Here is an 11,821-nt window from a genome sequence, read left to right as displayed (position 1 = left end):
TTTCTTTATCTGATTACGCAGTCTGTGGCGAATCAAACGTCACAAATACCCATGAGGAGCAATTCGTTGAATATCCTGAAAGTGCTGCATCTTGCGCGCACGGATGAGACTGACTCTCATCCGAATCGTCACCCGGCATCCTTCTCATCCAGCCACGCCCTGATAATGGCCTGATGCCGTGCCCTGTCATAACTTCGAAAATGTCCGGCGTGAACGATATTGACGGGCAGTTCAAGTAAGCGAACCATGCTCCGATAGTAATCTGCCGCATCAGAATTGTAATTGTCTTCAATCAGCGGTCCGTCATAGACCAAATCTCCAGAAAAGAGAATGCCCGTACTTTCTTCAAATAATGCAATTCCGCCGGGCGAATGTCCGGGTGTGTGGATAACGAGAAACCGACGATTTCCAAGATCAATCACATCTCCATCCTCCAGCAGTTGCGTCGCAGGTGCTTTCTTGACCGCGTATTCGGTAGATTGATACGGAGCCGGCGGTAATGCACGGAACATGTTGTCAGAAACATAAATATCGCTCAGAGTCGTCTCCGCCGTCGGGTTGGCAATCACATCGGCTTCCAATCGATGGACGAGGCGGTGTTCAAATTCATTATGAGCGCCGATATGATCGAAATGCGTGTGACTGGCAACTGCCAGACAAGCCTTCTCTGTGAGCATGGGGATCTGCTCCCGCAGATTGACGACACCCATGCCACTGTCAACCAGCATATCCCGGTCTCTACCTCTTACATGCCAGATATTGCAGCGATAATATTCCTTGACCCAATATTCGGAAATCAAGGTAACTTCATCTGCCAGTTTTTTTGTTCGGTACCAGTTTTCTGGAGCTATTCGTTCATTCATGTCGTATTCAAGCTGCCAATCGCGGTTCGCTCCAAATATACCCGGAAAGAAATTTATAAGGGCCAATATTTCAAAAAAAACGGACTGACTTCCTACCGGAGTCAACATCTCTTTGGTTGGATATAGGATAAATCATCGAACGTTGAACCAGATACGTCGCCGAGAACGTCGGCTACCGCTGGAGTTCCTCACCGATATTATTTGCTGCCTTGTTGAAGTCAACTATTTGGAATTTTAATGAATACTTGACGGTTGTCTTTGCGATTCTCAAGAAATACCCTCGCCAACAACCCGCTCGCCGCTTGATCAGCTTGTGATAAATCCCCCTGTGACGGGAAATTAGCCAATTTGCATGGCGGTGGCATCTGAAATCGGTGACTTTCCCGTCGTAGCCGGAAGTTGCTTGGATTCAGGCTTGTACTTTCGGACGCCTTTGGTTGCCTGCATTGGTCAGTTCTGCGTGCAGCAACGGGCTCACTGAATTCCAGAGCAGGTGATTTGACCGCGTATCAGCCGAAACGGCAGTGTCGGCACGCGTGTTTCAGGCCGCATCACTGATGCGGCCTGAGAGGCGGTGTTGTGCAAGGTCAGCGGCCTGATTCACAGGTGAGACCGAGCGTTATGCAACAATGCAAGTTCTTCCCAATACCGTGAATCCCAGTACCCCTTGGCCCTTGCTGATGTACTAGGCAGAATAACGATTCTCGTTTCCCCGATTCTGCAATCATCCTGTTCCCCGCAACTCACAGGCCTGCTTCTCGATCTGCCAAAAACGGATGCCAAGAACATCGAACCATTATTCTTACCTGTAAAGGCAAGTATTTTCGGCCGGTAATACACGACCTTTTCGTACACCTCGATCGGATTGTCACCCTCCCCCGTCAACTCGTGATCGCTGCCAAACTCAAATTTATTCAAATCTGTCAGACCGATACCGAATCGTGGAAGTTCGCGAAACTCTTCCGGTTTCAAACAACGGTCTGTCAGGCCAGTCTCAGCCAGAATCTTCCAGAACATGTTGGTTGGATGGGCATAGTACGCACCTCTTCTTCTCGATTCGGGACTGGGTGCCCTGCCGCAAAATACAGTGGTCAGACCGTGTTCGAGGACATCCGGAAGCAGGTGGTTCTCTTTGTTCGCCGGGTTAAACATGTGAATTCTTCAGATCCAACGACTTCAAATCCGCTTTGTCAATCAGACGTCAGCCTTCGACCAATTGCGATCTCATCTGAATCATGTATCGCTATACTTGATGGCTGACTCTCATCAGACAAAACTTCTGGCATCTCCTGAATCGCCGCAACTTTCTCCACAATTCCATCCCTAAGTGACAACACCGAATACTCGAGACTGCTACCTGTTCTGATCGCGACCAAACGAGTCATCGTCGATCCTGATATCTTCAGCTGCAGAATTGGCATAGCGTCAGATTGACTCAAGTTTTCCCTTTGTTCAAGATAAGACTTGGCAGTCATGATCTCAGCCTGTCGGATCGCCTCGACACGCTCGTTATCTGAAAGCTCACCACGGAAAGCAGTCGCGTTGAATCCACTTCGAAATGCATCCAGCAGCATGTCGGGCAATTCCAACCACGCAGAACTTCGTCTCTCAAGACCGAGCGTGGTGATTCTTTGGCGCATCGCCCACAGCGCTAGATCCCGAAATTCCGCACAAGGCGAATTGAGCACGCTTGCCATAGTCTCATAATCAAAATCGTTGAGAATGTTTCCCACCACGACACTGGCTTGCGAAATGATCCCACCTCCGATACCTGCGATACGTCGACCGGAAACTTCGATTTCATTCGTGTAACGCAATTGCGCTGGCAACCCCAATCGGCGCAGAGTGTCGATCGGAGGCTTCAGACGAGACGCGTAAACCCTCGCGGGCATGGCCGGACTTCTGCTTCGATGGAATATGCATTGGTAGAATTGCTGCTGATTGTCGAGATACGTCAATCCACCGCCTAACCGACGGCGCATCACAGGCAGACTGTTTGCGCTCACCGCGACTGGATCCAATACCTGCAGACTGCTCTGATGATATCCGAGGCAAAGATAAGGCGAATTCGGACGACACAAAATGATGGTGTCGGGAGTCGCCTCGTCCATGCATGTCGCGACCGCATGGTAAACAGACTGAGTTTCCAGATAGGAAACCTCACCGAGATCAATCATGCGAAGTGCGCGATCGCCCGTCATCGCAATTTTCTATAAATGCGATCGGAAAAACAATTCAGCCGCAGGAGTTGGAGCATCATCCGCTCCGTCAGCTGCAATCGGTATTCTCGCTCCATGACTCGAAATGACGTCGGTTACTTGCCTTCAATACCCAGCTGGCTTTGTCACCAAGCCGATCTGCCCTCCACTGATGTCAGCTTGATCCCCTTTCCGTATTGAGAATTCTCTCACGATGCTATCAGAGATTTACCGCGCAATGGTGGCGAACGACTCTCGAAATGAAATCCGGTGGTTATCGCCCTTCCCGACTGATTTTTTCAAGTATCGGGGGCCGTTTCATAATTCAGATGCCGGCACAGGCTTGCAATACATCGCTCCTGTATGCTCGCCATGGATTCGTTGCAACCGATTCGCCGCAGATTGGTCACTTTCAGGCCCGGAAACCCACATACATCGATCAGTTCGAACGGCTCAGTGTCCACATCCACATTCAGACTGAGGCCATGATAACTGCAACCGCGGCGAATTCTGATTCCGATCGACGCTATTTTCTCCCCTCCAACATATACACCCGGTGCGCTTTCCTTCAATTCGGAATGGATTCCACACGACTGCAGTACATCACGGATAGCAGATTCAATCGAGCTTACCAGGTGGCGAACACCTTGCCGGCGTCGTGTCATATCAATCAACAGATAGATCACCAGCTGGCCCGGCCCGTGATATGTCATCTGCCCGCCTCGGTCGGTGGGAACAACCGGAATCTCTGTAACTGCGCGGGTCTGTGCGGTGCAGGAATATCCGAGCGTAAATACCGGTTCGTGTTGCAGAACCCAAAACTCGTCAGTGGTGTCGCAGTCGCGGGTCGCGGAAAATTGCCGCATCGCCTCGAATGCTTGTTCGTACGGCACAAGACCCGATCTTCGAACGACAACGCGATGGTCCATCAAGTCGACTCCGCAAGACAGAATCCGCGAGTCGGAGTCATTCTGTCACGAGAACCGGATCTTCCGAAATATGCTTCTTGACCCGGCTGGTCAGACTGTCAACAGCGTCGTCCAGTTCGATCGGACCGATTCGCACCTGATAGATTGCACGACCTGAGCTCTTCCTTTGCTTGACGTGTGTCAAGCCAAACCCGGCATTTTTCAATTTCCTTCGAAGATTCTCTGCATTGGATTGATCGGCAAATACACCCACTGAAAGATAATGCTTCAGCTCGGGCAGGTGATCATACACATGTGTAGGAGGTGGCACCGCCTTGACGAGAACCGGGGCTGTTCCCGGCCCCACCATGTCAAGCTTGCTCGCTGCCGAATAAGACAGATCAATGATTCTGTCCCCCACAAACGGACCTCGATCATTGACCCGAACAATCACCCTCCTGTTGTTGTTGAGATTGGTGACAGAGACATAACACGGCAACGGTAACGTTTTGTGTGCTGCAGTCATCGCATACATGTCATAAATTTCGCCGTTGGAAGTGGGATTGCCATGAAATTTCTTGCCATACCACGACGCAATTCCACGCTGCTCAAATCCGGCTGCAGTACGAATAGGAACGTATGTCTTGCCGAATACCTGATACGGTCTGTTACCGCGTTTGCTATACGGTTCATACTTGGGTATCGCATTTTTTAGGTTAGTGATGTCAATATGTGCAACTTTGACTCCACCTGAAGAACAGCCGGCAACTGAAAATACTGCAAGTATGACCAGCGAAATGAGTTTGTACATGGCGGTATTTCCTAGTTGATCGCTGATCTCGCCTGGGCAAGTTGTTCCGCAAGTTCGGCAACAGCCATGGCATACAAAGTGCTTCTGTTGTAGGTTGTGATCGCATAGAAGTTAGGTAATCCGGCTCGAAAGATGAACTTGTCCGGCTCAACCTCATATCGGATGACGCCCAGTTTCTGATCCAGACTCAAACCTTCGCTTGGCTCAAGTTCCACGTCCATCGCTTTCAAATCACCGTAGGTCCCGCTCGTCTTCAGTTTTTTCGAAACAATCGGTTCCAGTACAGCGACATTGTCACCTTGTATCTCGGCGTAGACCTGACCGTCCTTGACCCAGTTGTGTTCCGCAAGATAATTGGCCACGCTCCCGATTGCGTCTTCTGTTTCCGATAGAAGGTTGCGTTGGCCATTGTCATTGAAATCCACAGCAAAATCCCGATAACTGCTTGATATGAACTGAGGTATCCCCATCGCGCCGGCGTACGATCCTTTGATCAGCAATGGATTCAGGTTTTCCTCTTCACACAATTCAAGAAATTCGCCGAGCTGTCTGGCAAAAAACTCGCTTCTTCGGGGATACCCGAGCGCAATCGTAACCAGACTGTCAATCACACGATGCCGACCGGTTATCTTGCCATATCGAGTCTCAACACCCAGGATCGCAACAATAATGGCGGGGTTTACGCCATATGTTTCGTAAGCCTGCTGCAGTACCTCCTCGTGCCTGTTCCAATACTCGACACCAAGATCGATCCCCTTGTCGTGGATAAAAATTGGTCTGTATCGATACCAAGGGAATTTCTTCTCCGCCGGGCGCGTAATGGCTTTGATAATATCGTCCTTGAACACCGCTTCACGAACGATCGATTCAACTCGTTCTTTCTTAAGTCCGGTCTGATCAGTCAGCGCGGTGACGAGCTCACTTGCCTGTGGATACTTCTCAAAGTCTACCGCATACACGCTGCCGACGTTCAGATACAACACCATCACAACCGCGAGCAAGAAAACCGTACCACACCGTACGCAAGGAACTACTTTACTAATCTGCATGTCGAACTCCCATGACAATCCCTATTCCTACCAGAACCGTAACCATCGATGTGCCGCCATAACTCATGATGGGCAACGGTACACCGACAACCGGCAATATTCCTGCCACCATGCCAACGTTAACGAACAGGTGAACAAAGATCATAATGCCAACGGTTGACGCCACAATACGACCGAATTCGCTCTTGCTCTGATATGCAATGACCAGACAGCGGGTAATCAGCAGTGCATATATTCCGATCAGAATAACACCGCCAATCAACCCAAACTCTTCGGCAAACACCGAAAAAATAAAGTCCGTGCTTCTTTCCGGAATAAATTCCAGTTGTGACTGACTTCCCTCAAGCCAACCTTTGCCGCCGATTCCACCCGAGCCTATCGCGATCATCGATTGAATACTGTGGTAACCACTGCCAAATGGATCCTGCCACGGATCAAACATGGTAATGACCCGAAGTCTCTGATATTCGTGAAGAAGAGGCCACACAATAGGGATCGCGGCGACTGTCAGGGCAGCGATTACCGCAATCCAGCGCCACGACAGTCCGCCAACCATAATGGCATAAAACCCCACTGCGGCAATCAATAATGATGTGCCCAGGTCCGGTTGCAGATAAACCAAAAACACGGGAACCGCAACAAGCAGTCCGCACACAAGGAAATTTGTATTCCGGCTCAATAGTGGCGGACGAGTGAGAATCCATGCGACCATCATGGGCACCGCAATCTTCATCAACTCCGCTGGTTGGAATCGGATAACACCCAAATCCAGCCAGCGTTGGGCGCCACGACCGACGAACCCGACTACCAGCACCAGAATCAGCAACGCGAATCCAACTATGAATACATGTGGTGTGAACTTGTACAGCCAATCTGTTGGGATTCCAGCAAAAATCAGCATCAGTATGAACGCAACACAGATCCGAACGAGTTGTCGCAACAAAGGGGACGACTCCTGGCCCGCAGCGCTGTACTGAATACCCAGACTGATGGCACAAAGCGAGACAATCAACACAAGGATGAGCGCATCGACCCGCAACAAGCTGCCCAAAACCAATCGAAAGGGTGAGCTATCACCTGACAGTGCTAATACTCGCAATTTGGTTCTTCGAAGCTTGTTGACTTGTCTTCAGCAGGTAATGGTCCATCACCTGTCTCGCGATTGGAGCGATAGCGCTTCCCGACTTTCCGTTCTCCACCACCACGGCAACCACGATCTTTGGCGATTCGGCAGGTGCGAAGGCAGTGAAGATCCCGTGGGGCCAATGTTTGCTGGCAACTTTGCTTTCGTCCCACTCTGTATCCTGGGCTCTTTGGACCAACTGAACCGTCCCGGTCTTCCCAGCGATGGTGTATGGCGCGTCGTGGCCAATCGCTCTTGCAGTACCTTTCTTGCCGTGAACAACCTCTACCATGTCGCGCACGACCGTCTCAAAATGTCTCTGACTGATATCAACCTTGCCAAGCAGTTCCGGCTCATAGATCGTCTCCTGCGAGGTGTTTACATCAACCGTCCTATATATCAACTGTGACTTGTATTGCTTGCCTCTGTTCGCGATTATCGACGTCGCGTACGCGAGCTGCATCATGGTGACAGAGAAGTAACTTTGCCCGATACCCGTGATCAGTGTCTCTCCCGTATACCAGGATTCGTTCAACGTCTTGCGTTTCCAGTCTTTCGACGGAAGAATACCGGGTTTTTCGTTCTGCAGACCCACCCCGGTCGCTTCCCCAAAACCGAACTGACTCATAAACGCAGACATGCGATCGATACCAAGCCGTTTTGCCAACTCGTAATAGAACACGTCGCAGGACTGCGCAGTAGCACTTCGGTAGTCCATCCGGCCGTGACCCACCTCTTTCCAGCAACGGTATTTTCTGCTCACGCCCGGCAACTGGTAAAAACCGGGACAGTCAACCTGAAGGTTTGAGATCGAGTGCGCAAGACCCGCCAGTGTCATGAATGGCTTGATGGTGGATCCTGGAGAATAGATTCCCTGAACCGCTCGATTGATGAGGGGGCTGTCCGCAGAACTCAGCAACTCAAGCACCATGTTGCGATCGGATAAAACTGAAAATCCATCGGGATCATATGACGGCCGGCTAACCATGGCTAGGATTCTTCCGGTTGTCGGATCCATCGCGACCAAGGCCCCTTTCCGATCGCCGATTGCGGCATAGGCAACTGCCTGAAGATCGCGATCGACTGTGAGATATACATTCTGACCTGCAGCAGGAAGAACCTGGGACAGTGTCCTCACTTTCTGGCCATGTGCGTTGGTTTCAACGCGTTCATGCCCCGACCAGCCAACAAGCAGGTCCTCGCCAAATAACTCAACACCATGTTTGCCGACATACTGAAGTCCGCTGTAACGGGACCGATTGAGTTTCTGTTCGTCGTTTTTGTCGATCCTGCTGAGGTGACCGACAACATGTGAAAAGGATTCGTCGATTGTATAGTCTCTGTGCAGGTCCGCACTGATGACCACACCGGGAAGCCGATACCGTTCCACCGCCAATCGTCCAACCTGATGATCGTCAAGATGATACTTGAGAATCTGCGGTTCAAAGCTGCTGTTGACTCTGAGGGAATTCCCAAACGCCTGCCGCTCGTTTTCGGAGACAGGCACGATGGCTGATATGTCGCTGAGCAAGGTATCAATATCCGCGACGTTGGCCGGTATGATTCGAAGCGAAAAGACTGTCTTGTTGCCAGCCAGCAAGTTGCCGTTTCGGTCATAGATTCGACCGCGAACCGGTGCGATTGGCACGATCTCAATCCGATTTTGGCTCGAGCGTGCAGAAAGATTGGAATAGTCGATAACCTGAAGATAGACCAACCTGCCTAGCAGGATTGAAATGAACAGACCGACGATCGCAAATGAAAGCAACACACGTCCCCGAGCAATGATCCTGCTCCGGACATAGTCACTTTCCCTGATTTTCCTATCGGATATATTCATGTCGTCGAGGTGTTCTCATTTGCCGGATTTTTGCAAACAGATACCACATGATCGCACCGATAGGCGGTGTCAGCCAAATCATATGGGAGCCAAATTGCCCATGCACGACACGATCGGTGACCGTCAGGATGATGACGTTCAAAATCAACAGCAGCAGGACAACAATTGACTGCTGGAAGGCATGATCCTTCAATTCTGAATCCGAAAAAAACCTGAGCATGACATAGGCAATTGCAAGTTTGGCAATTGCATGCTGACCCAGAATTCCGAAAAACATGGCATCGGCCAACAAGCCGACGGAAAATGCGATCAGCAATCCAACACGACTCGGGTAATGCAGACACCAGTAAATCAGGACAAGCGCTACAAAATCCGGACGCAGACCGAGAATTGATTCGGGAAGCGCCACGACCGACAACACCAAGGCTGCCGCAAACGAAAGGACAACCGGAATGGCGAGCCTCGGACTGTTATTGCTCTTGGTCTGCATTGTTCAATGTCACAAGCGGAACTTCATGGGATCCCAGCGTCCTGTCCGGCCACACCAGCATGACAGCGTAACCCGGATCATTTGCAGCCAGCGGCACCGCGGAAACAGTCGAAAACGATTGGTTCACATTGCGCTCGACCTCGATCACTTCAGCAACCGGATAACCAACCGGATACTTCTCACCGAATCCAGTTGTTACCAGAATGTCTCCGATCACAACATCGTGCTCGCTTCTCAGACCCGACACCCTCAGCCTGTCGGGGTCTCCAAGCCCGTGCACCACTGCCTTGACGCCACTGCGGCGGATGCGAACCGAAAGTGACTGGGTCGAGTCAGTGATCAATGTCACAGCACTGTCATTGAGTGACACCGCCGTAACCTGACCTATTACGCCCCGATGATCAATAACCGGCTGCCCCAACACCACCCGATCAGTCGATCCGCGGTCCACTACGATCTTCTGCGATTGCGGTTCGAGCTGAATCGAAGTGGGTGAGGCGGCAATGACAGGAATCTGGTGCGTTTCCGAACTGTGCAGCAGCTCAGCCATCCAGACATTTCGATCTTCCGCATTCTTAAGGTTGATCAATTCCTCTCGAAGCTCCTTGTTCTCCTGGTCTAATCGCCGGTTGAGATCGCGCAGGAGTTCTCGTTCCTCAAACACATTCTGATACATCGACTTGACGTGGGTGGGAATCTGAGCAACTTCAAGCAATGGCTTGACAGGGATTGAGATGACTACTCTGGTGCTGTGCAGCATCGCGGTCTGGGATTCGAGCACGAGGAGTACGATGGCGATTACAGATAACCAGATGAACTTGAAATCAAGATTCGACTTTTTGCGCGGGTCGTTCATCGTAAATTCTAAAGTTTTCAATCCAGTTCCAAATCAACTCGCCTAACGATCATGCGCAATCTGGTTCAGGAGATCGTCCCGTTCAAATACCTTGCCGCAACCGCGTGCGACACATGTGAGCGGATCTTCCGCAATAATGACCGGAATATCCAATGCTTCATTCAGCCGCTTGTCGATGTCGCGGAGCAAAGCGCCTCCGCCAGCTAGCAGAATGCCGCGATCGGAAATATCAACATTCAATTCCGGCGGTGAATTCTGCAGTGCCTGACCGACACCGTTGACTATCTCTTCCATGGAACCATTGAGTACCTCATAAATTTCACTGCTTCGGATCACATGTCGACGAGTGACTCCCCTGAAACCCCTGCCGCGAACATCCATCTGTGTCTCGTCGGAACGGTTCCACGCCGTGCCAATGAGGTGCTTGATTCTTTCCGCCGTGGGCAATCCGACTTCCAGTCCGTACTGATCTCTCAGGTAGTCCTTGATCTTCAGGTCAAACAAATCTCCGGCAACCCGAATCGTATTCGACCAAACCAACCCGCCGAGCGAGATAATTCCAATTTCTGTGGTGCCTCCACCGATGTCGACAACCATGGTTCCAACAGGCTCATCAACCGGCAGGTTCATTCCGACAGCAACTGCCATTGGCTCCTCCATGAGGTAAACCTGCCTGGCACCGGCACCAAGACAGGACTCGCGTATCGCCCGTCTCTCAACCTGGGTTGAGCCGCATGGAACGCTGATGACAACCCGCGGTCGCAGGAAAAATCGCCGCGTCTGAACCTTGCCGATGAACCGCTTCAACATGATTTCAGTAACCGTGAAATCAGCGATCACCCCGTCTTTCATCGGGCGGATGGCACGGATGTTGGCCGGCGTCCTGCCCAACATGGATTTAGCGTCGGAACCGATCGCCAGCACCGAGTTGACCGGGTTCTTGTAACTTTTTCCGTCAAAGTCCGGCACGTGCACGGCAACGACCGAAGGCTCGTTCAGTATGATCTTCTTGCTGTTTTTCTCAAAGATCAGCGTATTCGCGGTACCGAGATCTATGGCCAGGTCCTGGGAGAGGCGATCAATAAGCTGCATCACTCAGACCGACCTTGATGATAATGTGCGAAATCGCCGCCAATGCTTGATCGAAGCGGCGAAAAATCGGGCAGTGCGAAATGATGAATCACTATAATTTTAATTTTAGGCCTCATTGAAACACGGCACGAATAATGAGCGTATCAGAAACAGACGTCAAGGTCATAGCCGCTCTGGCGCAGTTGAATCTCGAAGATCAAGCGGCTGAATCCTACGTCCAGGAAATGAACGACATACTGACAATGATTCAGCAAATGCAGGAAATCGACACATCACAAATCGAAGCAATGTCGCATCCGCAAGACATCGAACTGCGACTGCGATCTGATGAACTGACGGAGCCCGAACAGCGTAGTGAATTGCAATCTATCGCCCCCTCTACGGAAAAAGGATTCTATCTTGTTCCCAAAGTACTTGACTGACTGAATGTCATCAATTGGTTTTTCAATTTCCCATTGAGACACACCGCGGTCAGCCAGATCGTCCTCCTGTTTATGATTATATGACTATTTCGACCTGTTCAGTTGCATCATAGTATCACCCTGAAATCGCGTTAGAGCATTATTTTCGCATCAACAGCCCGATTCTGGC

12 protein-coding genes are annotated in these 11,821 nt (G+C 50.8%); 1 reads left to right on the top strand and 11 read right to left on the bottom strand.

Annotated elements, in window-relative coordinates; all coding sequences use genetic code 11:
• Nucleotides 1-128: 128 nt before the first annotated feature.
• The 11 genes from OXI60_01445 to OXI60_01395 form a co-directional block, all read right to left on the bottom strand.
• Nucleotides 129-863, bottom strand: coding sequence for an MBL fold metallo-hydrolase (locus tag OXI60_01445; protein ID MDE0308484.1), 735 nt, complete (start codon nt 861-863; stop codon nt 129-131).
• 600 nt (nt 864-1,463) lie between these two features.
• A complete protein-coding gene (locus tag OXI60_01440; GenBank protein MDE0308483.1) occupies nt 1,464-2,015 on the bottom strand; it encodes a mismatch-specific DNA-glycosylase in 552 nt (183 codons plus the stop codon).
• 38 nt (nt 2,016-2,053) lie between these two features.
• Entirely contained in the window at nt 2,054-3,064 is a 1,011-nt protein-coding gene (locus OXI60_01435) for a hypothetical protein (GenBank protein MDE0308482.1), read from the bottom strand.
• Nucleotides 3,065-3,360: 296 nt separating this feature from the next.
• On the bottom strand, nt 3,361-3,990 hold the full coding sequence (lipB, locus tag OXI60_01430) for a lipoyl(octanoyl) transferase LipB (GenBank protein ID MDE0308481.1): 630 nt from the start codon (nt 3,988-3,990) through the stop codon (nt 3,361-3,363).
• A 37-nt stretch (nt 3,991-4,027) separates the two neighbouring features.
• A complete protein-coding gene (locus OXI60_01425) occupies nt 4,028-4,780 on the bottom strand; it encodes a septal ring lytic transglycosylase RlpA family protein (GenBank protein ID MDE0308480.1) in 753 nt (250 codons plus the stop codon).
• A gap of 11 nt (nt 4,781-4,791) precedes the next feature.
• On the bottom strand, nt 4,792-5,829 hold the full coding sequence (gene mltB / locus OXI60_01420) for a lytic murein transglycosylase B (GenBank protein MDE0308479.1): 1,038 nt from the start codon (nt 5,827-5,829) through the stop codon (nt 4,792-4,794).
• Nucleotides 5,819-6,928 (bottom strand): rod shape-determining protein RodA, encoded by a 1,110-nt coding sequence (gene rodA / locus OXI60_01415; protein MDE0308478.1) that lies wholly within the window; start codon nt 6,926-6,928, stop codon nt 5,819-5,821. Before rodA ends, mltB begins: the two co-directional genes overlap by 11 nt.
• On the bottom strand, nt 6,903-8,792 hold the full coding sequence (mrdA, locus tag OXI60_01410; protein ID MDE0308477.1) for a penicillin-binding protein 2: 1,890 nt from the start codon (nt 8,790-8,792) through the stop codon (nt 6,903-6,905). Before mrdA ends, rodA begins: the two co-directional genes overlap by 26 nt.
• Nucleotides 8,776-9,282 (bottom strand): rod shape-determining protein MreD, encoded by a 507-nt coding sequence (gene mreD / locus OXI60_01405; GenBank protein MDE0308476.1) that lies wholly within the window; start codon nt 9,280-9,282, stop codon nt 8,776-8,778. Before mreD ends, mrdA begins: the two co-directional genes overlap by 17 nt.
• On the bottom strand, nt 9,263-10,159 hold the full coding sequence (gene mreC / locus OXI60_01400) for a rod shape-determining protein MreC (GenBank protein MDE0308475.1): 897 nt from the start codon (nt 10,157-10,159) through the stop codon (nt 9,263-9,265). Before mreC ends, mreD begins: the two co-directional genes overlap by 20 nt.
• Nucleotides 10,160-10,180: 21 nt before the next feature.
• Nucleotides 10,181-11,230: a rod shape-determining protein gene (locus OXI60_01395; protein MDE0308474.1), complete on the bottom strand. Its 1,050-nt coding sequence runs from the start codon at nt 11,228-11,230 to the stop codon at nt 10,181-10,183.
• A 134-nt stretch (nt 11,231-11,364) separates the two neighbouring features.
• On the opposite strand from OXI60_01395, the gene gatC reads away from it, so the two are divergent.
• A complete protein-coding gene (gene gatC / locus OXI60_01390) occupies nt 11,365-11,652 on the top strand; it encodes an Asp-tRNA(Asn)/Glu-tRNA(Gln) amidotransferase subunit GatC (GenBank protein MDE0308473.1) in 288 nt (95 codons plus the stop codon).
• The last annotated feature ends 169 nt before the right edge of the window (nt 11,653-11,821 follow it).

This window comes from Acidiferrobacterales bacterium, from assembly GCA_028820695.1.
Classification (GTDB): Bacteria; Pseudomonadota; Gammaproteobacteria; order Arenicellales; family JAJDZL01; genus JAJDZL01.
Note: the sequence above shows the minus strand (reverse complement) of the source record. Positions and strands in the feature narration are given on the sequence as shown.